General features: G+C 58.9%; 20 protein-coding genes and 2 pseudogenes. 12 read left to right on the forward strand and 10 right to left on the reverse strand.

The features are described from left to right. Positions 1 to 81: 81 nt before the first annotated feature. The 5 genes from HCZ23_RS10415 to HCZ23_RS10435 form a co-directional block, all read right to left on the reverse strand. Entirely contained in the window at positions 82 to 2,145 is a 2,064-nt protein-coding gene (locus HCZ23_RS10415) for a TonB-dependent receptor (RefSeq protein ID WP_167601658.1), read from the reverse strand. A 102-nt stretch (positions 2,146 to 2,247) separates the two neighbouring features. Beyond that, positions 2,248 to 2,661, reverse strand: coding sequence for a DUF2946 domain-containing protein (locus HCZ23_RS10420; protein WP_167601659.1), 414 nt, complete (start codon positions 2,659 to 2,661; stop codon positions 2,248 to 2,250). Between the two features lie 170 nt (positions 2,662 to 2,831). After that, entirely contained in the window at positions 2,832 to 6,179 is a 3,348-nt protein-coding gene (locus HCZ23_RS10425) for an error-prone DNA polymerase (RefSeq protein WP_167601660.1), read from the reverse strand. Further along, positions 6,176 to 7,630, reverse strand: a complete 1,455-nt coding sequence (locus HCZ23_RS10430; RefSeq protein WP_167601661.1) for a DNA polymerase Y family protein — start codon at positions 7,628 to 7,630, stop codon at positions 6,176 to 6,178. The genes HCZ23_RS10425 and HCZ23_RS10430 overlap by 4 nt, the downstream gene beginning before the upstream one ends. Beyond that, entirely contained in the window at positions 7,545 to 8,123 is a 579-nt protein-coding gene (locus tag HCZ23_RS10435; protein ID WP_167601662.1) for an ImuA family protein, read from the reverse strand. Before HCZ23_RS10435 ends, HCZ23_RS10430 begins: the two co-directional genes overlap by 86 nt. A 204-nt stretch (positions 8,124 to 8,327) precedes the next feature. Between HCZ23_RS10435 and HCZ23_RS10440 the strand changes: the two genes are divergently transcribed. The 10 genes and pseudogenes from HCZ23_RS10440 (at position 8,328) to HCZ23_RS10485 (ending at position 17,768) form a co-directional block, all read left to right on the forward strand. Next, positions 8,328 to 8,612, forward strand: a complete 285-nt coding sequence (locus tag HCZ23_RS10440) for a hypothetical protein (RefSeq protein WP_167601663.1) — start codon at positions 8,328 to 8,330, stop codon at positions 8,610 to 8,612. Between the two features lie 292 nt (positions 8,613 to 8,904). Then, positions 8,905 to 9,138: a helix-turn-helix domain-containing protein gene (locus HCZ23_RS10445; protein ID WP_167601664.1), complete on the forward strand. Its 234-nt coding sequence runs from the start codon at positions 8,905 to 8,907 to the stop codon at positions 9,136 to 9,138. 379 nt (positions 9,139 to 9,517) lie between these two features. Then, a complete protein-coding gene (locus HCZ23_RS10450) occupies positions 9,518 to 9,928 on the forward strand; it encodes a hypothetical protein (RefSeq protein ID WP_167601665.1) in 411 nt (136 codons plus the stop codon). Between the two features lie 30 nt (positions 9,929 to 9,958). Further along, the gene (locus HCZ23_RS10455) at positions 9,959 to 11,035 is read left to right on the forward strand and encodes a hypothetical protein (protein WP_167601666.1); all 1,077 of its coding nucleotides are present in this window, start codon (positions 9,959 to 9,961) and stop codon (positions 11,033 to 11,035) included. Positions 11,036 to 11,080: 45 nt separating this feature from the next. Beyond that, positions 11,081 to 11,842, forward strand: a complete 762-nt coding sequence (locus tag HCZ23_RS10460; RefSeq protein ID WP_167601667.1) for a hypothetical protein — start codon at positions 11,081 to 11,083, stop codon at positions 11,840 to 11,842. Beyond that, a complete protein-coding gene (locus HCZ23_RS10465) occupies positions 11,839 to 14,037 on the forward strand; it encodes a Mu transposase C-terminal domain-containing protein (protein ID WP_167601668.1) in 2,199 nt (732 codons plus the stop codon). Before HCZ23_RS10460 ends, HCZ23_RS10465 begins: the two co-directional genes overlap by 4 nt. Next, the gene (locus HCZ23_RS10470) at positions 14,034 to 14,960 is read left to right on the forward strand and encodes an ATP-binding protein (protein ID WP_167601669.1); all 927 of its coding nucleotides are present in this window, start codon (positions 14,034 to 14,036) and stop codon (positions 14,958 to 14,960) included. The genes HCZ23_RS10465 and HCZ23_RS10470 overlap by 4 nt, the downstream gene beginning before the upstream one ends. A gap of 81 nt (positions 14,961 to 15,041) precedes the next feature. Continuing rightward, the gene (locus HCZ23_RS10475) at positions 15,042 to 15,464 is read left to right on the forward strand and encodes a hypothetical protein (protein WP_167601670.1); all 423 of its coding nucleotides are present in this window, start codon (positions 15,042 to 15,044) and stop codon (positions 15,462 to 15,464) included. Between the two features lie 377 nt (positions 15,465 to 15,841). Next, positions 15,842 to 16,426 (forward strand): recombinase family protein, encoded by a 585-nt coding sequence (locus HCZ23_RS10480; protein WP_167601671.1) that lies wholly within the window; start codon positions 15,842 to 15,844, stop codon positions 16,424 to 16,426. Positions 16,427 to 16,520: 94 nt separating this feature from the next. Continuing rightward, positions 16,521 to 17,768, forward strand: a pseudogene (locus HCZ23_RS10485) (transposase). Positions 17,769 to 17,877: 109 nt separating this feature from the next. Here HCZ23_RS10485 and HCZ23_RS10490 read toward each other — a convergent pair. Together HCZ23_RS10490 and HCZ23_RS10495 are read right to left on the reverse strand one after the other, a co-directional pair. Next, a complete protein-coding gene (locus HCZ23_RS10490; protein ID WP_167601672.1) occupies positions 17,878 to 18,288 on the reverse strand; it encodes a hypothetical protein in 411 nt (136 codons plus the stop codon). Positions 18,289 to 18,317: 29 nt separating this feature from the next. Beyond that, positions 18,318 to 18,716 carry a hypothetical protein gene (locus tag HCZ23_RS10495; RefSeq protein ID WP_167601673.1) on the reverse strand — a complete coding sequence of 133 codons (399 nt, stop codon included), beginning with the start codon at positions 18,714 to 18,716 and terminating at the stop codon, positions 18,318 to 18,320. A 184-nt stretch (positions 18,717 to 18,900) separates the two neighbouring features. On the opposite strand from HCZ23_RS10495, the gene HCZ23_RS10500 reads away from it, so the two are divergent. Next, positions 18,901 to 19,701, forward strand: coding sequence for a helix-turn-helix domain-containing protein (locus HCZ23_RS10500; RefSeq protein ID WP_167601674.1), 801 nt, complete (start codon positions 18,901 to 18,903; stop codon positions 19,699 to 19,701). 124 nt (positions 19,702 to 19,825) lie between these two features. On the opposite strand, the gene HCZ23_RS10505 is transcribed toward HCZ23_RS10500, so the two are convergent. Both HCZ23_RS10505 and HCZ23_RS10510 read right to left on the reverse strand, forming a co-directional pair. Then, complete coding sequence (locus HCZ23_RS10505) at positions 19,826 to 20,110, reverse strand: MerR family DNA-binding protein (RefSeq protein ID WP_368487347.1); 285 nt, start codon at positions 20,108 to 20,110, stop codon at positions 19,826 to 19,828. Then, entirely contained in the window at positions 20,092 to 20,241 is a 150-nt protein-coding gene (locus tag HCZ23_RS10510) for a hypothetical protein (RefSeq protein WP_167601675.1), read from the reverse strand. Before HCZ23_RS10510 ends, HCZ23_RS10505 begins: the two co-directional genes overlap by 19 nt. Here HCZ23_RS10510 and HCZ23_RS10515 point away from each other — a divergent pair. Further along, positions 20,240 to 20,761 (forward strand): annotated as a pseudogene (locus tag HCZ23_RS10515) (MetQ/NlpA family ABC transporter substrate-binding protein); the annotation flags it as partial. The gene HCZ23_RS10510 and the pseudogene HCZ23_RS10515 overlap by 2 nt on opposite strands. Positions 20,762 to 21,132: 371 nt before the next feature. Here the strand turns inward: HCZ23_RS10515 and HCZ23_RS10520 are convergent. Further along, complete coding sequence (locus HCZ23_RS10520) at positions 21,133 to 22,857, reverse strand: OFA family MFS transporter (RefSeq protein ID WP_167601676.1); 1,725 nt, start codon at positions 22,855 to 22,857, stop codon at positions 21,133 to 21,135. Positions 22,858 to 22,991 lie beyond the last annotated feature (134 nt).

Raw genomic sequence — 22,991 nt, forward strand, 5'->3', positions numbered from 1 at the left:
GTGATCTGACCTGTGTAATCTGACCTGCGGGCCAGTCAAAAAAGGAAAAGGGCGCGCCAGAGACTGGCGCGCCCGCAAGGATCAGAACTGCACCTGCATCGTCAGGTAGACATTCCGCCCCGGTTCGTTGACGCGCTCAACGGAAGTGTCATAGCTGTTCGAGCGGTTGAGGTGGGTCGCATAGGCCTTGTCAAAAACGTTATCTATTCCTGCCATAAGCGTGACGCTGTCATTCAGCGCATAGGACCCGAACAGATCGAGTGTCGCATAGCCCGGGGTCTCGCCCGCATCGAGAACGGTGTAGATACGATCCTGTTTCGACGCCCAGTTGAGGCGCGCGCCCGCTTGCCAGAGTTCGGCATCATAGGTCGCGCTCAGCGTGCCTTGCAGTGGCGGAATTTGTCCCAAAGCCCCTCCATCGGTCTTGTTGGCCCCATAGGTGTAGCTCATATCCCCCGCCAGGATCACCTGTCCGAGGGTCCAGCTGCCGGACAGTTCGATCCCCGCCAGCTCTGCGTCGATATTGCGATAGGTCGTCACCCCGCTCATCGACCCGGGCCACGCGGTTTTCTCCTCAAGAATATAGTCGTTGACCCGGTCGTAAAACACCGTGGCGGTCAGGCTGTAGGTCTCCGTTTGGGTTTTCAGGCCGAAATCGAGCTGGGTGTGTTTTTCCGGGTCGATGTCCGGATTGCCCACATAGGAGGGCACCCCGTTCATACCACGGGAAAACGCACGCTCGTTGGCATCGGCGGTGCGCACAGACCGGGACAGGCCGGCGAAAACCAACGTTCCCGAAGACAGGTGATGTTCGTAGCGGATGAGACCGCCAAAATTGTCCTCGGTTTTGTCTTCGGTGAAATCGGTGCCATAGACCATCTGATAATAATCATTGGCCGTGGTCGAAGACGACCCCACCGTAACATCCGCCTCATCCGCACGCGCTGTGACATGGTCGTAGCGCAGGCCGAGTTTCAACGTGGAGTGCGCGCTGAGTGTCGTTTCGGTCTCCCCGAAAACCCCAAGCTGCGCAATGGTCACATCAGGCCAACTGAGCGACGAGGGGTTAGCGAGGTTGATCGGCATGCTTCCCATGCTGGAATAGCCAAGCGCACGGCGCGTGTTGGCCTGATAATCCACACCGATCCGGGCGGTGGTCATGCCGAAATCGAGATGGCCTTCAAGGCTGCCCCCCACGGTATCGGAGGTTGTCGGCGCAAGCATCTTCATCGACGCGGGGGTGCGCAGGGTATAGTTGTCCATGGTGTGATCGACGTTCGAGCTGTAGAGCACCCCTTCGATCCGGGTAAGCCGTCCGGCATCGACATCGACACCGCCGCGCAGACGGTAAGTCATGGTCTCGGACAGCGGGCTGTCCATCTGCGCACCCGCGAATTTCACGTCTTCGGCACGGTCCTTTTCGATATCGAGCGCAAGATCTACACTGTCAGTGGCATAACCAAAGGTGACGCCCGCACTTTTTTGCGTAAAGCCGCTGCGCACCTCGTTGCCATTGCCGTCTTCGTAATCATCCGAGCTTTTGCGCTCGCCGGAAAACTCTGCATAGAAGCCATTGCCCAAATCTGCGGACACAGTCCCGGCGATGCCATAGCCATTGCCGTTTGAATTCACGCCCGTGGTCAAAGAACCGGCAAACATTTTTCCGGGTTCGAACTCCGGGGCCTCGCGCTCAAGGCGCACCGTGCCACCAGAACCGCCCGGCCCGTTTGTCACGCTGGTGTAGCCTTTTTCGACGATGACTTTATCCGCACGATAGAACGCAGCGATGGAGGTCGGCGGGTCCATTCGGTTCGGGCAACCGCCATAGGTAAAGCCACCTGCGTCGATCACGTTGAGCTGATTTTTTTGCATGCCGCGAATGATGATGTCGATGCCATGTGCGCCCATCCGTCTGCCGGATACACCGGGAATGGTGGACAGAAGCGCGCCACCGTCGAGACCGGAAGGCACCGGCATAAGCGCCGGGTCGAACGCGTAGGTTTGCGCGGTTTGCGCCACGCTTTGTTGGCCTTCAACAATGATCGTATCAAGCGTTAAAATGTCATCCTGAGCATAGGCCAGGGTCGAGATGGTGCTCATCAAAAGAGCGGTCGCGCCGAGGCGCACCGTGTGTTGAGTGGTCATGTGTGTCCCTCTGGGAATGGTATCTGGTCATATGGTTTGGGCCCGGACGTGACCGACGAGCGGTTCAGGTCCGGGAAAAGCCCTTACGGGCGTGGCATGTGATCAGAGCGTCAGAGGTGGTGCGCGGCTGGTGCGGCTAAAATCGCGACGGGCGACCAAAAGGACCTCGGTCGCAGACGGGGCAATCTCTGCGGGATGATGCGCTACCGGTAAAACGGGGATCGCACAGGCCGACACGAAGAAAGCGGCACCGAGAACACAATAAGGACAGTCCGCCCCACCTGTCGCATCATCCGATGGCACGTCCCGGACATCGCCAGTCGAGGTGTCAAAGACAAGCGTGGCGCCATTTCCCGGCGTGCTACAAATCTGCAGAAGAACTTCGGTGTCCGACAGGACGATCCCGCCGCGGGTATTGGGCTGGAAAGCGACTGCGAACTGGACGGACAAGAGAACAGCAAGGCAGGCGGCCCAGAAGCCACGCAAAACCCGCTTATTCAGAAACTTGTCCCCCATGACTTTCGTATGTTCACAAGTTCATGAAAATGCAACTGAGAATTTTCAGATCCATTGCAGCTGTATGTAGAACGGCGGGCGTGAAAATGTGTTCCTCTTTCAAACTTGGGAAACATTCCACGCGCGCTTTCACTGAGGTGCAGAAATAGATCGCTTCCTCTATTCATTTCTCAGTGAAAATCGCGGCTCGGAAACAACCGCTTGGCCTGTTCTCGCGGATGACGGGCACGGGGCGGGTAGCGTGGTGGTCTAGGGGCGTCGTCGGCTTGGGGCTGGGTGATGCCGATGGCGTCGTTGAGCGGATGCCCCAGCTCTGAGAGCTTGTGCGACAGGTCTTCGATGTAATCGGCGATGAGGTGGATGACGATGCCTTCGCGCTCCAGCCGCCCGGTGACGCGCAACAGCCTGCCGCCCATGACGATGCGACGGAAACGCTCGTAAACCTTGGGCCAGACCACGACATTTGAGACGCCGGTTTCGTCTTCGAGCGTCAGGAAGATCACGCCTGAGGCCGTGCCAGGGCGCTGGCGCGTGATCACGAGGCCGCAGACGGTGGTGCGGATGAGCGGTGCCGTTGGCAGGCGGTCGTGTGGCGTCAGGCCGGGGAGTGACGGGCGCAAGAGCTCCATCGGATGGGCGCGGAGCGTCAGGCGCAGCGCGACGTAATCCTCCACGACCTCTTCGCCCAAATGCATGTTGGGCAGGATCACATCGGGTTCACGAATGCCCTCACCATCGAGCGGGTCGGAGAACAGAGGCAAGGGTTTCGGAGCGCGGATCGCGCGGACCTGCCATAGCGCATCGCGGCGCGTCAGCCCCATGCCGATGAAGGCGTCCGCCTCGGCCAGTCGCTCAAGCACGGAGGGCGCGACACCGGCGCGGAGCCAGACGCTTTCCGGGTCTTGGTAGCCGTTGCCGCGCGCCGCTGTGATCCAACCCGCGTCTTCCTCGCGAAAGCCTTTGATCTGTCGAAATCCGAGACGCAGCGCCAGCGCCCCGTCGGCGCGGCGTTCCAACAGGTTGTCCCAGTCGGAATGGTTGACGCAAACGGGACGCACCTCGATGCCGTGGTCGCGGACATCGCGCACGATCTGCGCCGGGGCGTAGAATCCCATCGGTTGGGAATTGAGCAGAGCACAGGCAAACACCGCCGGGTGGTGGCATTTGAGCCAGGACGACACATAGGTCAGCATGGCAAAGGCGGCCGCGTGGCTTTCGGGAAAGCCGTAATCGGCAAAGCCCTCGATCTGGCCGAAACAGGCCTCCGCGATCTCCTGGCTGTAGCCATTCCCCATCATGCCGCGCACGAACCGGTCGCGATGCTCGCCAATGGTGCCCATGCGCCGGAAAGAGGCCAGCGAGCGTCGCAGCTTGTCGGCCTCTTCCGCCGAATAGCCCGCGCCGACGACGGCGATCTGCATGGCTTGTTCTTGGAAGAGCGGCACGCCAAGTGTCTTACGCGTGACCTCTTCGAGCGCAGGCCCAAAGGGTTCGGGCGCCTCCAATCCCTGTCGCCGCCGAATGTAAGGCTTGACCATGCCGCCCTGAATGGGGCCGGGGCGCACGATGGCGACCTCGATCACCAGATCGTAAAACGTGGCGGGCTTCATCCGCGGCAGGAAATTCATCTGCGCTCGGCTTTCGACCTGAAACACCCCCACCGCATCGGCGCGTTGCAGCATCTCATAGGTCGTGCGGTCCTCCTGCGGCACGGTGTCGAGGGTCAGGCGCGTCTTCTCATGTGCGTCCAAAAGATCGAAGCTTTTGCGCAGACAGGTGAGCATCCCGAGGCTCAGAATATCGACCTTGAGAATGCCCAAGGCGTCGATGTCGTCCTTATCCCATTCGATCACCGTGCGGTTTTCCATCGCCGCGTTCTCGATGGGGCACAGCTCGTCGAGACGCCCGCGCGTGATGATGAAGCCACCGACATGCTGGCTCAGGTGACGCGGAAATCCGATGATCTCGCCGATCAGTTCAATCGTCTGCGCCAGCCGCCGGTCTTTGGGGTTGAGGCCCAACTCTTTCGCCCGCTCCATATCCGCGCCGGAATTGGTCAGGCCCCAGATGTCGCCCGACAGCCGCGCGGTGAGGTCTTGGGACAGGCCCATGACCTTGCCGACCTCCCGGATCGCGGCGCGGGTGCGAAAATGGATCACGGTCGCACACAGCCCGGCACGGTGGCGACCGTATTTCTCATAAATCCACTGGATGACTTCTTCGCGGCGTTCGTGTTCGAAATCCACGTCAATATCAGGCGGCTCGCCCCGATGCCGCGAAATAAAGCGCTCGAACACCATGCCGATCATGTCGGGCGACACGTCGGTGATGCCTAAGAGGTAACAGAGGATGGAATTGGCCGCCGAGCCGCGCCCTTGGCAGAGGATGCCGCGCGACCGGGCCTCCCCAACGATGTCATGGACGGTGAGGAAATAGGGCGCGTAGTTGAGTTCTCCGATCAGGGACAGTTCCTTGTCCATCAACTGATGTACGCGCTCGGTCGCCCCCTCTGGATAACGGCGGTGCAGCCCGTCGCGCGCCAGCCGGACAAGCCGGTCCTGCGGTGCTTCGCCCTCCGACATCTCGTCGGGATATTCATAGCTCAGTTCAGAGAGATCGAAGCCACAGCGCGCAGTGATCTCCAGCGTGCGTTTGAGCGCCGCCGGGTGGTTGCGATAAAGCCGCGCCATGTCGGCGGCACCTTTGAGACGACGTTCGGCATTGGGCAGCGCCTTCGTGCCGATCCGGTCGATGGTCAGCCCTTCGCGCAGACAGGTCAGCACATCCGCAAGCCTGCGCCGCCGCCCGTGATGCATCAGCACATCGCCTACGGCCACCATCGGCGTCGAACACCTGAGCGCCAGCCTGGCACAGGAGTCGAACCATCTCTGATCGGAGCCGTCATAGCGCGGGGCGGCGCCGAGGAAAACCTGACCGGGATAGCGACGTTGGAGGGTTTGGAGGGCTGGTTGCGCGCGGGTCAGATCCCTGGGCGGCAGAGCGATCAGGATCATCCCCTGACACCCTGTTTCCAAATCTTTTAGATCAAGATGACACTCGGCCTTTTCCGCCCGCCGCTTGCCCAAGGTCAAAAGCCGCGACAGCCGGTGATAGGCCGCACGGTCCGTGGGCAGCGCGAGCCATTCGACGGGACTGTCGCGCAGCACAAGCCGGCTGCCGACGATGAGTTTCGGGAGCTTTGGAGTCAGCGGAACGGGGAGGTCTTGCGGCGACCCAAACTCCTGCCGCGAACAGGGATCGACCTGATGCGAGGAGCGCACGCGAAGCTGTTCGGCGACCTCTTCGCGGAGCGTCTTGAGCGCCGAGTAGGCCCGCACAACGCCCGCGAGCGTGTTGCGGTCGGTGATCGCGATGGCCTCAAGGCCCAGCTCTGCGGCGCGCAGCATCAGTTCCTCGGGATGCGAGGCACCGGTGAGGAAGGTGAAGTTCGAGGTGACGCAAAGCTCGGCGTAAGAGGCGGGCTGGGGATGAGTATTTGGACTGCAATGAAGGCTCATGCGAATTCTCCTTGCACGAACCAGCCGGGATTTTGTGGGGTGTGATAGAGCCAGAGGCGGCGGCCTTCGCGGGTTTCGATCCGCCAGTAATCGCGTACACCGGAGCGCCACGCCTCATCGGGCAGCCACCATTCCGGCGCGATGCGTTCGGGGCCGATGGCGCGCCCGGTGGTGAGCGACATGCGGCGCCAGCGGAACCGCGCGGGAGGCTCGGCGCCATGACCGGCAAGCGGTTCGGGAGGGAAGAGGCGCAGGGGGCGCGGGCGCGGGCAGGACCACGCGCTGTCGGGCGTGCTAAAGGCGGCGGGGGCGATGGTAAAGCTACGCTCGGGGATATGGCTGTCGGCGGGGAGGACGCGTTGGATGTTGTCCAGCCCGATGCGCGTGCCGATCCGGGTGATCAGGTCGTTGAGCTGATCGGGGGAGGTTTGCGCGCTGCCGATCTGTTGCACGGGGAGCGGTTCGACCTGTGTGGCTTCCAACCGGATCTGGTCGATGCCAAAGCCCGCGTCCACCTCGCCCACGCCGCGTTCGAACAGGGGTAGAATTCGATGCGGATCGCGCATCGGCGCGGCGAGGCGCAGCTCGACCTGCGGACTGCCTTGATCGACCCGGCGCAGGGTCAGCGTAAGGTGGCGCGCGCCCATTTCATAGCGGTTGAGCTTGTCGCAGAGCGGGTCCAGCAGGCGCGCTGTGAGGCCCATCACATCCTCTGTCAGGCCGACGGGTTCCGGCAGGCTCATGCGGGTCGCAAACTGCGGTGGTTCGGTCTCGGGCGTGACGGGTTCGGGGATGTGCCCCATGGCTTGATCGAGACGCAGCAAAAGATCAGGGCCGAAACGGCGGGCCAAAGGCGCACGGGCGGCCTCCGCCAGATCGCCAATGTTCCTCAGGCCGAGACGTTGCAGGGCGGTGATGGTGGTGTCTTCAAGGCGGAGCGCGGCAACTGGCAGATCGGTGAGGGCTTCCTTTCCCGTCCCAAAATGCGCAAAGGCCCAAGCAGCACCTCGGGTCCCCGCGCATCCCAGACGGAGCGTCAGCCCGGCCCGCTTCGCACGGGCTTGAATATCCGCGAGCATCTCCGCTTCGCCGCCCCAAAGATGCGTCGAACCCGTGACATCCAGCACCAACCCATGCATTCCATCACGCCCCACCCAAGGGCAATAGCGCGTTGCCCATCGACGCAGCATGGCGAGAAACCGGGCGTCGAGATCGGGGCGCGCGGGCTGGCTGATCAGATCGGGACAAAAGGCGCGGGCGTCGGCAAAGCTCATGCCGCGCGTCAGGCCGAGCCGTTCGGCGCGCTTGTTGAGGCAATAAATCTGTTCGGTGTTGTTCGACTTGAGTGTGATCGCGAAGGGGCCATCAACTGCGCGCGCGCGCAGAACCCGGTCGCTCGCCAACCGGGGAAACCACATGCACACGACGCGTTTTGTGATCCCATCGAACATTCCAGGCTCCAAATGTTCCTGATTTGTTCTTTTTAATTTCCCATCGCATCAGAGTCGAGTCCTCGCTTTGTGTGTCAAAGATCGGCGCGGCATGCCAACGGGTCTCGGCGGCGTTTGACCCTATGCCTTCGGGAATGATGCAAAGCCCCGTGGTGCCGCCTGCCTTGGCCGCAAGTTGCAACCGACGTCCCTCGCGCAGGTTCAGCGGGCGGGTGATCTCAATGACGACAAAGGGCAGCGCGCCGTCTTTCAGCGCCTCTTCGGCGACGGCGAGAGCATCGGTCTGATCCTTGGGGCGGGCAAGCAACAGACGTGCCGGGTTGAAGATCGGCAAAAGCCCCTGAGGCATGAGTGTGTCAGAGTGCCAACTTTCCCTGATCCACAGGCAGGCCCCCGCAGCGGCCATGGCGGCGAAGCTCATGGAGCTGGGACCATAGACCTCATGGACCCGCGCAGGGCGCAAGGGAAAGACAGTGTGGAAATCGACTCGCATGAATGGAACGTAATGGGAACATTTGAGTTCGGCAATTGGGCCTACGGTCGAAAGCGATGTCCAGCATGACGCTCAGCGTCAAACAGGGAGTACATATCCCAGAGCATATGGTACGCAGACACATGACTTAGATTTTCCATCTCGCTCGCACGCCAACACGGACTTCTCCGTGACCAGTGTCGTGCGCCGATGAAAGGAAAATCTATGGATTGCTCTAAACTCCCGCCGCTCCAAGGCCGTCGTTTCGACGTTGAGACACTTCAATACGACGCGTTGAAATTGGCGCGACAGGCCGACAAGGGGCCGACGTTTTTGCGTCATCATGGCAGGATTGCCTATGTCGTTATGACAGAAGACATCTTCGATCAACTCTGGCCCGATCCGCGCAGAGCGTGGGGCGTTGATGAAATGCCGCTGCACATTCTCCAGCTCTTGGAGCAGGGCTTGCAGGACGCGTTGTCCTCGACAGGGGAAGATGCAGATACTTAAGAAACATATCAATGAGGCGCTGGCTGTGGATCGTCAGCGCCTCATTTTTTTAATCATGTATCGAGATCTTTGCTGAAACGTCGTGCGGCCTCTGCAAAATCGTATCTATTTATGAACAAAGTACTTTTGTTGTCTTTGCTACCTTTAAAGAAGATTTCCACGGTGATTTTGGGCGGTTTCCTTGGTGATAATTCATTTATTTTCAGTGGCTTATTTGAATTTCGCGCTTGACCCGATTCTCAATATCAGTGATTCTCTCTACCTATAAAGAAGGGTGAGAAGGAGGCTGAAGATGAGCGTAGACAGGGTGCGCCATGAGCAAATCAAGTGTGCTTTGCGCATCGCCGGAACGAGCTTTTCTAACGTCGCTGCAGAATTGGGGATCAAGCCTAGTTCTGTCTCTGAAGTCAGTCTGGGGACGTCGCGCTCGCGGCGTGTCGAGCAAGCGCTTGCGACGGCTTTGTCTACCCCCGTCGAAACTTTATTCGCCGACAGATATGGAGATCAAAATGATCTAGAGACGTAAGAGATTAATCATCCAAAAGCATCGAGAGCAATCCCCTGTCGTTACGATAGAGTGAGTGTTTTTGTGCATGTGGTTAGAATAGGATGAAGCCTTGGGTGTCGGAACCCAAGGCCTCTTGAAATCGATTAACGGCGATTTTCTTATTCATCTCCCACTTCCATCGAATTTTCAACTTTTCGACGGCGTCTGCGCCGCCGGGAGGCCTGTCTGAAACGGAATGAAGGGACAGCAGGTGTCGGATGGGGCGTAGCGCTTGCGCGTGTTTGACATGACTGCTCATCAATAATGGAAAATATCAGGAAATCCCCCGTGCGAGGCGGGCGGGATGCGGTCGTTCACGGGAGACGAACGCCGTTGCCGATTGCGACGAGATTGGCGGATGGCGAAACGGCTGTATCGCTGTCTAAAACATAAGGTGGCGCTTGTCCCATTGGAGGTCACTGGCAATAGCAAAACCGCCCAAGACTTTGCGCAGCATATCAAAAGCTGGGTGCCGGGCGAAATGATCGAGGTGACCGATGAGGATCTTGGCTTAGAGGTCTACCTCGCAGATCGGATCAGGTTGGGTCGCGGACAGGCTTGGCTCGACGGCTTCGAGTTTCACGTTGTCTCTTCGTTTGTCGAAGCACTCGGCACCCTGTTGAAATTCGGGTCAAAAGCGCGTCCGCAACTACTTTCTGCTCTCGATTGGATCAAGGCTGGTGCGGCAGGGTACGCCGATGCAAAATACGGGCCGGACGCCATTCGGAATGCACTTGATGCCATCCGGACGTCGGCGCCCAAATCCTAGAAACCGGATTATTCGAAAGTCTTCGGCCCGATGATCGCGGAACTGCGGGCACGGCGAAACGATCCGGACTTCGACGTGTTGCGACACCTCATGTGTGAGTGCGTTTTAGATCATTTCTATGTGCCGGAGGGGACGTCGCTGTTGGGTGAAACCTGTGGGGCACCGCGTCTGCTCACCGTGGGCGTGGCCTCAAAGCGCTCAGGCATTCCTATTTCCACGCTTACGCGCCAACTCAAGCGCAGTGGAGAACTCACGACGGAGATGAAGAACGGCCTCAGTGACCGGGCGATGCTCGTCGCTGCCAAAGTGATGAACTCGGCCATTGCTGAGGCGGAAAAACTCTCCTCTCTCAAGGTCGCGCGGGAGGTCCTTGGCTGCGACCGTTACACGATGGAGCGCCTCATCGAGAGCGAGGTGGTGCCCCTGCATTTCCCGGCGGGTGAGGGCAGTTTGCCGATGCTTCACAGCGACGAAATCTTAAACTTTGTCTCGCGTCTGCAAGCGGTAACAGAGATGCGGTCGGATCTCGGGGCCGATGATCTGCCGCTGGCAGAGGTCGCTCGCCAGTGTCATTGCACGACGCATTGGCTGCTGTCGCAAGCCCTATCAGGTCATCTGAGGCTGGTCTCAAAGCTCCACGAACCGTTTCGACTGACCGAGTTCTATGTGTCGCTTACAGAGGTCCGGGACCAACTGGATCAGATCCCCGAAGGGCAGGTAACGGCGGCTCAGGCAGCGAAGCTGCTGGGATGCAATGTGGCGACAATCCATGCCCTCGCGGAGGGTGGCTTTGTTGGTTCGCGGCTTCAGGATGCGCGACTGTCGAACCGCAAACGGCGCGTGGTTCCTCTCGCGGATTTGGAGGCTTTTGAACGCGACTATATCCTGCCGCGGGCTCTGAGCGGAACGCGGCGCGCTGATTTTGAAGCTCTTCAGCTCCAGCTTTCAGAGCAGGGTGTCGAGCCGCTTCAGCTCGGTGAAACTGCCAGAAAATTCTTCAAACGCGTTGAGATCGAGCGACTTGCCTACCGTCCCGGAGGCCATGCGCTTGCTCGCCTTCTGGCCGCTGACGAGATGCACCCGCGCCTCTCGGATGGCGTCTTTTAACCCACAAATGAACAGGGCCAAGAGGCCCAAACAACAAGCAAAATAATGACAGATAAAATCGAAATCATCGACCACGACAGCTGGGCCTACAACCTGCCCAAGACGAGAACAGCAGGTAAAATCACCATCGGAGACATTCCGGGGGGCCTTCCGTTCAGCGGGGTGCGCAATCCGCTAACTACCAGTCGCACGAGCCAGAAAGTTGCCCTGACGTACCGAACGGCTGCGAATAATTTTGTCCCGAAAGTCGGGGCGGCAGAAAGCTTGGCTGAGGCCGCAGTTGCGCATGAAGCCTTGAGCAGCGGAAAATTCTACGACGTGGAATTCCAGCCTGTGCGTTTTCAATACGAACATCCTGCTGAAGGGATGCACTGGCATACGATTGATCTCAGGCTGACGCTGAGGAATGGTCTGGCGTGCGTCGTTTTCATGCGCAACGCGACCAGCCTGTCAAAGCCGCAGACCATCGCTGAGATCGCGGCAATCCGTCAAGCTGCACCACGAGCCGAGGCGCATAAGTTCATTGTCATAGATGCCGATGGCTACAATCGCGCGCGCCGGGACAACCTGCGACGGATACATCATTTTGCCTGTTTTGAACCCGGTCCTCAGGCGGATGCTCTTGTGGAGGTGGCGGCTTACGATCTCAAAACGCTCTGGCGCGTGTCTGATTTGTTTAACGTTATCGACTTGCCTAATGGTCAAATCATGAAATCCTGCCTCCGCCTCATCGCGCGGGGCGCACTCAAAGCCAATATGAATGCTGTGATCGCGGCGAACTCTCGTCTCTGGAGGGCTGCAAAATGAGTGTGCGTCTGAATTATCATGTGCCTGCTGGCACCCAGTTGATGACTGGCGGCAGGTCCTTTTTTCTCTACCCGCAAATAGGTGGAGTATACCGTGCGGAAGACGTTGCGACGGGGCGGTCTGAGACATGGACGGCAGATCAGTTTTTGGACCGCTCAAGCCGACCGGACGCGTCGCGCTCATACCATAATGTGCGCGGGAGCCTGGCGTCCGCACGAATCCAAACGGGCGGGCTTTTCCACCGGGATCAGTTGAACGCGAAGGGGCGTGACACAGTCAAACTGCGCAAAGCATTGATGGTTGGTATCGAAGCTCTTGAGGCTGAGGGGCTGAAGATCACGGGACCCGCTCTCGCCAAATTGCAGAACCGCAGAAAGCTTCGCGACATTGCGCAGCCGCATTATCCGGATCGACCGATCTGGATCACGCCACGCGGCGGGAGTACGCGAGAGTGTGTGATAGAGTGTGCGATTATGCCGATGGGCCGCTCCTTACAAGGCTATTGGACGCGCTACGTCGACGCGGGCTTTGACGAGATGGCACTGGCCGATCAAAACTGGCTGAAAGGCAATCGCACTCCACGTATCCATTGGCGTGTGCGCGAGTTGATTGATCAGGCGATTGATGAGGTGCATCTCGATCTGAAAAGGCCGCAAATCTCTGTGGCGCTAAGCCGTCTTGAGACGCTCACAACCTCGGAAAACGAACGGCGTGCTGTACTTGAACAGAGTGAGCTGACTTGCGTCACACACAAGACGGTTTCTGACCATGTCGACATGATCAACGCGACGGCGCTCGCCGTTGCCAGAGATGGAGAGCGTGCGGCAACGAACGCGCGCACAAGGGGTAGCACCGATACCCGCGCTCTCATGATTGGCGAAGACGTTGAAGTTGATGAGTGTAAATTGTCCGTACTTACCCCGGTGAGGAAAGCCGGATTTTGGACGGTGCTGAGTGCGGAGGACAAAGAGGCGCTCGAAGAATTAGAGGAATATGTGACGTCGCGGCTATGGCTGGTGCTTGTGCTGGACGTTGCGACGCGGATGCCACTCGGCTGGACGCTGACCGATGCCCCGAACCATGAGGCCACTTTGGAAGTTCTGCGGATGGCGACACGGAGCAAAGAGCGCGAGAAAATCATATGTGGGTGTGATTGCGATCCAATGCCTTCGGTCGGGTTGGCTTGTGTCGCAAACGACAATGGCTCCGGCCTGCGCAATGGGGCCGTGAAGACGGCGCTTTTAGGAGCGGGGGCCCAGGTGGTCGATGTCAGGGCGTATCACTCTGGCGATACGCCCTTCGTCGAGCGGATGTGGAGCACAATGGAAAGCCAGCTCATCAACTTGCTTCATGGCTACACGGGGCGCAAGGCGGGTCATCTCAAAGGCTACGATGCCAAGAAGAATGCAGTGATTTTCCGCGAAGAGCTCTTTCGCCTGATCACGCGCTATCTGATCGACGAATACCCATACCAAAATCACTATGGGACAACGATGTTCGGGCGCTCCCCGATCCACGTCGCGACCCAGCTAGCAGAGGAAGGCTGGGCCATCGCCGTTCCATCTCCGCAGGATCGGCGGCTGCATCTCGGGTGGCGCAAGGAAGCCATGATCACTGACGAAGGTGTGAAAGTCTTCGGCCTGCCATACAACTCCCCCGAGCTTCAGAAATTCCGCGACATCACCAAGCGCAAAGTCGCCGTGTTTTGTGATCCTGATTGCGTGAATGAAGTCACAGTCATTGTCGAGGGGCATCCGGCCCCAATATGCGTGGATCTGAGCTGGACAGAATTGCGCGATATGACCATTCCTGAGGTTCTGGCGCATTACGAGGAACTGCGCAGGAACGATCCCGCCAATCTGAAGGACACGCGTGTTCGCCTGGCGCGCTTGCGCCAGGAAAGGTTCGATTATCTGAAGAGTAAGGCCATCGAAAACGGTCTTGCCCGGAGTTATATGACGCGGGCGGAAGCCGGAAAGAAAGCTGCCGTGCTCACCGCTGGCATGCAGTCATCAGAACCGAAAATCACCGAGGGCACGGTTGCGCCGGGTACGCTCGCGGATCTGGAGTGTGATCCCTTCGCATATGACATTGGCGATGGATTCGAGCCGCCGATTGAGGGCGATCTGACGTCCGGCACTCAGGACGAGCGCGCCGTATTCGGTCGCCCGGAACACGCGGGGAGGCTGAAGTGAGTTTCCTTGACACTGCCGTGGCCTCGAAAATTTCGGCCCTCAAAGCCCTGCATTATGATTTCCCGCGCGCAAACGATTTGCGCGCGGGGATCTCGTGGATGATTACCGATTATTGGGCCAAAGCCTCTGCGAGCCAGACCTTTGAGGCGCGCGGCCTGATGGTGACGGGGCCGTCCCGGATCGGGAAAACCGGAGAAATCCGCCACCAGCTTGATCAACTCAACGATGGATCAACCCTCATGCCTGGCGGGCGTCCCGCGCGCATCGTCAGCGTCATGCTCAAAGGTACCATGTCGTGGAAAGATTTGGGCGTGCATACCTTGCGAGAGGGATTTGGCTTGCCGACATCGGGCCGTATGACGCAGCGCGAAATCTGGGACATGGTCGGTTTCCATTCTCGTGAACAGGGCGTGCACGGCATTCATTACGATGAGTGTCAGCATATCTTTCCGAAGAAAAGCGCCGAAGGGCGGGCGATGATCCTCGACAGCTTTAAGTCGCTCCTCAAAAAGCCCGATTGGCCCCTGATGCTGATCCTGTCGGGCGTTGACGAACTGGCTGGTCACATCAACAGCGAAGAGCAATTGGCCTATCTGCTCCGGCCGGTGCCATTCCGTGAAATCTCTCTGGCGCGGGACGCGGATGTTCAGGAGTTAAACCGGCTCTGTTTTGCCTATGCTGATACTGCCGGGTTCGACTTCACGCCACTCAGTTCGATGGATTTCTATCGGCGTCTCTCCTGCGCCTGTTCCTATCGCTGGGGGCTTGTGATCGAACTGCTGATTGACGCGTTGGTGGAAGCAAGCCGATGCGCGGACCTTTGTCTTGAGGCGGGGCATTTCTGTCGTGCGTTCACCGACCGGAACTCCCTACCATCGGGCTATTCGCCGTTTACAATCGAGGATTTCGAGCCGTTGTTCTAGGCCGCGAAAATCTTCGATCTGTGGGATGAGAAAGTGGGAAGAGGGGGCTGAGAGAGTGATGCAATATTTATCTTACACTGTATGATGGATATTGCTCAAAATACGAAGAAAAGGAGAGCTGATTTCGCTCAGATATTTACACCCGACCTTGGCGTTGCCTTGATGAATATTGATCTCCACGGCTGCTGGGACCCGTTGAGTGCAAATTCCCTGCTTGAACTCGGTCTTGTTGATCTGGAACAGGTTTCAATTCATCCAATAGGCGGGGAAACTTTGATGTTCGAGGCAATAAGTCTGACATTGAGTGGCATCATAGAAGTTGGGAAAATCTCCCAAGTTGCATCGGTCCGACACCGCTTTTTCCAAGAAGCGTTCGCCCGAATGCAAACCGATCAGTATCGTTCCAACGAGGCAGTGGTGTTCGAGGCTCCGTATCTGAAACGCCTTCCTTCCGGAAAATTGAAGGACTGTTATCACCGTTCGGCGCTTCACTGGCGCATCTGAAAACCTACCGTGAAATCACCAGCGGGCCCGCGCAATTTGCGCGGGCTTTTCTGTTGTGCGGTTTCGGGGTTGGGACGTGTTCAAACTTATGCTGCGCGTTTATGCTCCAAACGTGCACGTTTATGGGTTCGATCTAAAGGGGTGGTTGAATTTATATTTTAAAACAGTGGCTTGTGATTGATTCGATTTCAGGTTTTGAGTTTCGTGCACTCTTATAGTCCAATGACATGTTGTTGTCATTGGACTATAAGAGTGCATTTTTGGAGCATAAACGTGCATCTCAGTGTCAAGAAAATTCTGAAACACAAGATATAGTGGATGTTTCGCAGGTCCTAGACAAACGCGCTTCGTTTCCTGCTCTCTCCGAAAGGCCTCCAATGTCCGAAAATCGTTATGGCGTGATCTCTGGAATGCGAAGCGTGGAGGATCGGCAGCTCGCCGTTGCACGGCTTGAAGCAGAAGGCATTCCGACAGATCGGATTTTTTGGACTGACCCAGAAGAGCCAAATGCACCGCCCGTCTGGCTTAGAGATCTGAGCGCGAGCTGGGAACTGATCGCTCCGTCTCTGAGCGACCTCAACCTTTCAACACAAGGCATCGCCGCCACGGTCGAAGCAGCGCGGAAGTTGGGCATTCATATGCGCTGCCTTGATGAGGCATTCGACAGCCGAAACGATTGGCAGTCCCAAATCGGCACTCTGCTGACCACGCTCAACCGCCTCGACCGCAAAGGCTTCTCGGAACGCACCAAGATCGCGCTGCAAGAGGCCAAGGCCCGTGGCCAACGTCTGGGACGCAAGCCGAGCATGACAGACCTGCGCAAAGCCGTCGCCATTCAAATGATCGAGGCTGGGTACAAAGGGACAAAGATATGGAAAACCCTCGCGGTTCTGGAAGGCCCGCCGATCAGCCAATCGACCTATTACCTCTGGCAGAAAACGTGGTTGGCTAAGAGGGAGTGATCAGACGCGAAGGTCGTATTTTGTTGAAAAACGCGCCCTTGATCGAAGGGCCGTCAGCTGATTCAATTTCTATATAGGGTGGGAGGATCCGGTGATGATGGGACCGCGGCAAGAAGCGCGGGCGGCACTGTTTTACGAGTTCTCGCTGGAGGATCACGTTCCCCAGGATTACCTGCTACGGTCGATTGATCGGTTCGTCGAGCTGAGCAGTATTCGCGCCTATCTTGCCGGTTTCTACAGTCACACCGACCGCCCGTCAGTTGATCCTGAGCTACTGATCCGCATGCTGTTGGTGGGCTATTGCTTTGGTATCCGGTCCGAGCGGCGGCTGTGCGAGGAGGTGCATCTGAACCTGGCATAGCGCTGGTTTTGTCGTCTGGATTTGAACGACCGTGTTCCCAACCATTCGACCTTTTCCAAGAACCGTCATGGCAGGTTCCGCGAGAGTGAACTGCTGCGCCACTTGTTTGAGACGACCGTTGCAAGGTGCATCGAGGAAGGCCTTGTCAGCGGTCAACGCATGGCCATCGATGCCAGCCTGATCGAAGCGGACGCAAACAAGCAGAACTCGACGCCGAAGGAAGAGTGGGACGTCTCGACCATTGATCCGACCGACGCGCCCCGCGCCGTACACGAATATCTCGACACGCTGGATGAGGCCGCATTTGGGGCAGCCAGCGAGGTTCAGCCCAAGTTCACGTCCCATTCCGATCCGGCGAGCCAATGGACTGCTGCCCGTAAGGGACCGGCCCAATGCTTGGCTGGCTTCTCGAGCGCAAGATCGCCCCGCATATTCCTGTCTTCGACAAGTCGGAGCGCAGCGACGGGACCTGGACCCGGGCCGATTTCGAGTGGGGTGCCGAGAACGACCAATACATCTGCCCAGAAGGCCATGAGCTGAAGCAGTTCCGCCGGAACTATTCCGACCCGAACCGGGGGCCGACCGGCAAAGGCACAGCCCGCTATCGGGCGCTGAAAGAGCTCTGTCAGTCATACCCGGCAAAAGCGAACTGCTGCCCGAATGCGGAGGCCCACAAGATCACCCGCGAAGAGCACGAAGACGCCCGCGAGGTCGCCCGCGAGATCGCCAAAACCGAGCAATATGTGATCTCGATGAAGCTGCGAAAGACGGTTGAGATGTTCTTTGCCCACCTCAAAAGAATCCTTGGCCTGAACCGGCTTCGATTACGTGGACCATGTGGCGCAAATGACGTTCGCTTCGGGCTTTCGCGGCCCCACTGGGGCCACGGTCCCGGCTCACTCCATCCTCGCCGCCACCGCCCAAAACCTCCGAAAACTGGCCAAGATTTTTCCTGCACCGCAGCAAATGCGAAAAGCCTGATCAGAAAGACGCTTGCGCCGAATTTGTAAGTGCCATTTCTGCATTCGAAAACGTTAGTTTTTCAACAGAACGACGGAAACCGTCTTCGCACGGTCCACTCAGCCGTTCTTCAGGATGTTGCAGACCCCACGCCCTCTGACAGCAGGTTCTCGGCGACATCCATCGCCTCTTCGCGAGTCACTGCAATCCTCAACGGAAAACCCCAGAATTTAGAAAAGACCGCGCCGAAAGTCTTGAAGGCCAGACGCTTGGCGGCGCTCGGCTCAATCACAATCATCGCCAGCACGAGCGTCCGCAGTTCGGCCTTGTGCTTCTTCATCCACAGTGCAGTGCGCTTCCTTTCTTCCTGACTGTGGTCGTGGTCTTCTTCTTCGGTCGGAGCATTATCGCTCAAGATCACGAACGGTGCGCCGCGCTTTAGGCACACCTCTAACGCCGCGAAATCCTCGTCGTGGTCGTGATCGGGCGCTTCGTCATAGCTCATCCAGACAAGCGGAAAATTCGTGATATCCAAGGGCATGTGTCGTCTCCGGGAGAGAATGGAAGGTTTCAGGTCGAGCGAATGTGCTGCCATGTAAAGATGAGCGCGACCACGCCCGGAAGCGTGACAGCCAGCAGTTCCAGGCCCACAAGATGGCCACCATCGCGCAAGCCATCGAAAACGCCAGCGAGCGTGCTCATGACGAACAGCAGACCGCCGAGGACGAGCATCGCCCAGTCGGTCGCGCGCCGTGCGGCCAGCGCCAGCAAGGGCGGGACGACCCAGGCGCCATAGAAAATGGACACGCCCCACAAGGCGGCGGGATCGAACGTCATGGCCTGCATCCTCCCGCCGCTGCCAACATAGGCGTTCAGATAGGAAAAGCATTGGATCGTGACAAAGAGTGCGGCACCAACTGCAGGGATGAGCCATGCGAGCGCGAGCTTAACGGGGGCATTGTCGATCACATGAAACCTCCTGTGCCTATGTGTCGGGCAGATCAGCTCTGCCCCTCCAGCAACGGAGCGCGATCACAAGATCCGCCCGCCGCCTCTGCCTCACAGCAATACGCCAGCCGGCACTTGGCGTCATTGCGCAACCCTGCCACTATATGTTTCAATCCTGCCTGATCTGATAACGCCGAGGTCTGAGATGCATCTGGACGTCCGTCGCGACTGGCTCGCCTATGTCGACAAAATCCCGCGTGCGCTGGTGGCAGCCAACGCGGTCGCCACCCTTGACGCCCTAGAGCAATCGCCCCGGCACCACCATCAGAAGGCGCAACTGCTTTTCACGGTGCGTGGTGTCGTCAATTGCGAGGTCGACGGCGCAGTCTGGATTGTACCGCCGCAATGCGCCGTGTGGATTCCCGGCGGGCTGCCCCATTCCGTTTTCGGCTCGGGCGAGGTGGAGTGTCTCTCTCTCTTCATTGACCCACCCGGAGCCGCAAACCTGCCGAAAGACTGCTGCACGATCACGGTGTCGCGTTTTCTCCGTGAGTTGCTGATGCGGGCAAACGCTCTGCCGGATCTCTATGACGTCGACGGTCCGGATGGCCGGATCGTGTCCGTTCTCTTCGATGAGCTGGCTGTGGCACCGGTCGAGGACCTCTGCCTCCCCATCCCCGGCGATCCGCGCCTGAAGAAGCTCACCGACCTGTTGATCGCGGCGCCTGCGGATCATGCGAGCGTCGCTGAGTGGGCCTCCCGCGTCGCGCTCAGTGAGCGCAGCCTGAGCCGTCTGTTAGCCGAAGAGGTGGGCATGAGTTTCGGCCGCTGGCGCCGACAGTTGCATATCGTGCTTGCCTTGCGGCGGCTGAGCGCTGGTCAGTCGGTTCAGGCCGTCGCCATCGATCTCGGCTATGAAAGCGCCAGCAGTTTCGTGACCATGTTTCGAAAGATGGTCGGCAAGCCTCCAGGCCGCTATCTGCTCGAGCGGAATCGTTCACGATAGGGAAGAGCGACAGGAGATGCTGAGTGTCGTCCACAATTGCCGCTTAGCGAATACTTCGGCGCGCCGTTCGCCCCGACATGGGACGTGTTCACGTTCAAAACCTCCTTGTGACCCCACGCAGGTCTCAGTGCTCGCCTTCGCACGCCTGATGGTCGGCCAGGGCCTGCAGCACCCGGCAGGGTTGCCCATCGGATTGACCGTCGCAGGTCTTCACGACGCACACCAATTCAGCCTCCAGCCGCCGCAACCGCGCGATCCGATCACAGATTTCGATAATCCGATCCTTCGCGATGCGGTGCGCGTCGCCATGGGCAGCATGGGGTGTCTCCTGCAACGCGATCAGTTCGGCAATGGCGTCGAGGTCGAAACCGAGCTGCCGGGCATGGGCGATTAAGGACAGCCGGTCCAGCTCGGCATCGCCGTAGCAGCGCTGCCCTGCCGGACTTCGATGCCCCCACGATCCGCCACGGGATAAACGCCCGCGCCACCGACATCCGCCATGGGCGCGTATCCGAACCGCATCATAAGGAGTTTACACATGCTGCGCGTTGCAACCCTCTCCTCCGTTCTGGCGCTGATGGCCTCCGTGGCCATGGCCGAAGAGATCAAAGTCGGCGTGTCCCCCGGCGAACATGCTGAAATCATGGAAGACGTCGCCAAAGTCGCCGCCCCGATGGGCCTCGACATCGACGTGGTGGAATTCTCCGACTACGTGATCCCGAACACCGCGCTGGCCGATGGCGACATCGAAGCCAACTCCTTCCAGCACGTGCCCTATCTGGACAACCAGATGAAGGACCGTGGCTTTGAGCTGGTTGTCGTGGGCAACACGATCACCACGCCGATGGGCATCTATTCCGATAAGATCGAAGATCTCGCCACCCTCGAAGACGGTGCAAAAGTCGCTATCCCGAACGACCCGACCAACGGCGGCCGTGCTTTGTTGCTGTTGCAAGACCTCGGTCTCGTGACGCTCGCGGAAGGCACCGGTCTCGTGCCGAGCCCGCTCGATGTGCAGGACAACCCCAAGGGCCTCAAGTTCCTCGAACTGGACGCCGCCCTGCATCGGGCGGCGTTTTTCATTTACGACGAGACATATCCAAGGCGCGCTTTTTGACATTGCACATCCGCAAGCGCAGAGAGGTCTGGGCGCCGCCGGCGTGGCGGCCTTGGCCCGCCTGAGCGAGCGAGCCGAGGATCTGAGAAAGCGCTTCTTCTAGGCGCCTGCCTCCAAACCAATCGATGTTATCCATCTGGGGGCAATCCGTGCTTATTGACGGGTCGAGATGTGAAAGCGTTCGCGGAAGTGTGACACGTTCACTGGTAAGGCAGATTTTGAAGGTGACTGCCGGATAAACCATCCGTTCATAGGCCGGCCTGTTGTGCCGGGGCATCGGATCGGGGCGCTTTGGGCGCCCCGATCCAGATCAATCACTCGACCGGTACGGCGGCCAGTTCGGCCTCATCATGATGGTGATGTTCTTTCACCGGCTTCATCAAAAGGTTGGCGAAGAAAGCCACGACCAGAAGCGCCGCCATGGCATACATGGTGGTGTTGTAGAGGCTCGGGGTCGGATCGACCGTTCCGGCGGGGGCGATCTCCATCAGGCGGGCAATTGTCACCGTGTGGGCGTCTACCAATTGCTGCAACTGGCCGATCGGCGCGCCGAACGTGTCGGCGAAGACACCGGGGTCGACCCGCGCGGCCAGATCATTGATCGCGTTCGAGACGGACATTTGCCGCAGCGAAGTTATCGCCAACGGCCCAAGGACCCCCGCGGTGGACCATGCGGTCAGGATGCGGCCATGGATCCCGCCTACATGCATGGTGCCGAACATGTCCGCCAGATAGGCCGGGATCGTCGCAAAGCCGCCGCCGTACATCGAGAAGATGATCATCGTCGCTAGGTAGAAACCGATCAGGTAGATCGTCGATGGTGCCGAGGCGCCGGCACTGGCCAGATAGGGGATCGACAGGTAGAGCAGGGGCCCCAGCACGAAGAAGCACATATAGGTCGCCTTGCGGCCGATGTAATCCGAAGTCGAGGCCCAGAAGAACCGCCCCACCATGTTGAAGACCGAGATCATCAGAACATAGGTCGAGGCAAAGCCTGCGGTCACGATCAGCGGCATGGTGGTGCCGAAGATCTCGCTCATCATGGTCTTTGCCACTCCGATCACGCCGATCCCGGCGGTGACATTGAGGCAGAGCATGAGCCACATCTGCCAGAATTGCGGTGTCTTGAGCGCCTGGTCGATATGGACATTGTTCTGGGTTACGAGGCCCGAGGCGACGGGCTTGGGTTTCCAGCCTTCGGGTTTCCAGCCGTTTTGCGGGACGCGGTATTGGAAAGAGGCGAGGATCATGACAATGAAATAGACGATCCCGAGCGTCATGAAGGTCGCCGCCGCGCCGGTATCACCGGTCCCGACCGCATAGACGCCGGCTTGCCCGCCAACCTCGGCGGCTTGCTGGGCTGAGGCGATCACCACCTCGATCTTGCCCGCCGCCGTTTCGGCAAAGAGCCGGCCGTTCTCGACGACGGTCGCCACGGCGTCCTGGCTGCCGAGATAGTCGGGCGCTTTCGCGAAAACACCAAGCAACCATCCCTTGACCGGGGCGGCGATCATCGCGCCGCCGCCAAAACCCATAATGGCCATGCCGGTGGCCATGCCGCGCCGGTCTGGAAACCAGCGGATTAGGGTTGAGACGGGAGAGACATAGCCAAGCCCCAGGCCGCAGCCACCTAGCACGCCATAACCGAGGTAGATCAACCAGAGTTGGTGGCTTGAAATTCCGAAGGAGCCAATGATGAAGCCGCCGCCCCAGAGAAAGGCGGCCACGACGCCGACCATGCGCGGGCCGACCTCTTCTAGCCATTTGCCGGCAAAGGCTGCCGACAGGCCCAGAAACACAATGGCCACGGAGAAAATCCAGACCACGGAACTCAGGCTCCAGTCGCTGGCGGCGGGCGATACGACCCCGTGTTGCCGCATCAGCGCCGGGTTGAACACCGACCAGGCATAGACCGAGCCGATGCAAAGATGGATGGCGATGGATGCCGGCGGCACGCGCCAGCGGTTGTAACCGGGTTTTGCGACGATGTGGCTCTTGTGCAAAAAGCCGAGCGCGCCGCCCCCTTGGGCGTTACTCATGGTGTTATCCTCCCTGTCGTCAGATCGTTGCCGTCCTCGCCCCCTCCCGGGGCAGGTACGGTCAAACCGGCATGCGACCGCATGCCACGGGGAGAAAATGGCCAGGACATCTTTCCTGTGTCAAATTAATAATA

The sequence above is a fragment of the Celeribacter sp. HF31 genome, assembly GCF_011806455.1.
In the GTDB taxonomy this organism is placed as follows: Bacteria; Pseudomonadota; Alphaproteobacteria; order Rhodobacterales; family Rhodobacteraceae; genus Celeribacter.

What these genes read in the sequence shown, in the direction of transcription:
- HCZ23_RS10415 (WP_167601658.1), bottom strand. Translation starts at nt 2,145, where the DNA reads ATGACCACTCAACACACGGTGCGCCTCGGCGCGACCGCTCTTTTGATG.
- HCZ23_RS10420 (WP_167601659.1), bottom strand. Translation starts at nt 2,661, where the DNA reads ATGGGGGACAAGTTTCTGAATAAGCGGGTTTTGCGTGGCTTCTGGGCC.
- HCZ23_RS10425 (WP_167601660.1), bottom strand. Translation starts at nt 6,179, where the DNA reads ATGAGCCTTCATTGCAGTCCAAATACTCATCCCCAGCCCGCCTCTTAC.
- HCZ23_RS10430 (WP_167601661.1), bottom strand. Translation starts at nt 7,630, where the DNA reads ATGTTCGATGGGATCACAAAACGCGTCGTGTGCATGTGGTTTCCCCGG.
- HCZ23_RS10435 (WP_167601662.1), bottom strand. Translation starts at nt 8,123, where the DNA reads ATGCGAGTCGATTTCCACACTGTCTTTCCCTTGCGCCCTGCGCGGGTC.
- HCZ23_RS10440 (WP_167601663.1), top strand. Translation starts at nt 8,328, where the DNA reads ATGGATTGCTCTAAACTCCCGCCGCTCCAAGGCCGTCGTTTCGACGTT.
- HCZ23_RS10445 (WP_167601664.1), top strand. Translation starts at nt 8,905, where the DNA reads ATGAGCGTAGACAGGGTGCGCCATGAGCAAATCAAGTGTGCTTTGCGC.
- HCZ23_RS10450 (WP_167601665.1), top strand. Translation starts at nt 9,518, where the DNA reads ATGGCGAAACGGCTGTATCGCTGTCTAAAACATAAGGTGGCGCTTGTC.
- HCZ23_RS10455 (WP_167601666.1), top strand. Translation starts at nt 9,959, where the DNA reads ATGATCGCGGAACTGCGGGCACGGCGAAACGATCCGGACTTCGACGTG.
- HCZ23_RS10460 (WP_167601667.1), top strand. Translation starts at nt 11,081, where the DNA reads ATGACAGATAAAATCGAAATCATCGACCACGACAGCTGGGCCTACAAC.
- HCZ23_RS10465 (WP_167601668.1), top strand. Translation starts at nt 11,839, where the DNA reads ATGAGTGTGCGTCTGAATTATCATGTGCCTGCTGGCACCCAGTTGATG.
- HCZ23_RS10475 (WP_167601670.1), top strand. Translation starts at nt 15,042, where the DNA reads ATGATGGATATTGCTCAAAATACGAAGAAAAGGAGAGCTGATTTCGCT.
- HCZ23_RS10480 (WP_167601671.1), top strand. Translation starts at nt 15,842, where the DNA reads ATGTCCGAAAATCGTTATGGCGTGATCTCTGGAATGCGAAGCGTGGAG.
- HCZ23_RS10490 (WP_167601672.1), bottom strand. Translation starts at nt 18,288, where the DNA reads ATGCCCTTGGATATCACGAATTTTCCGCTTGTCTGGATGAGCTATGAC.
- HCZ23_RS10500 (WP_167601674.1), top strand. Translation starts at nt 18,901, where the DNA reads ATGCATCTGGACGTCCGTCGCGACTGGCTCGCCTATGTCGACAAAATC.
- HCZ23_RS10510 (WP_167601675.1), bottom strand. Translation starts at nt 20,241, where the DNA reads ATGTGTAAACTCCTTATGATGCGGTTCGGATACGCGCCCATGGCGGAT.
- HCZ23_RS10520 (WP_167601676.1), bottom strand. Translation starts at nt 22,857, where the DNA reads ATGAGTAACGCCCAAGGGGGCGGCGCGCTCGGCTTTTTGCACAAGAGC.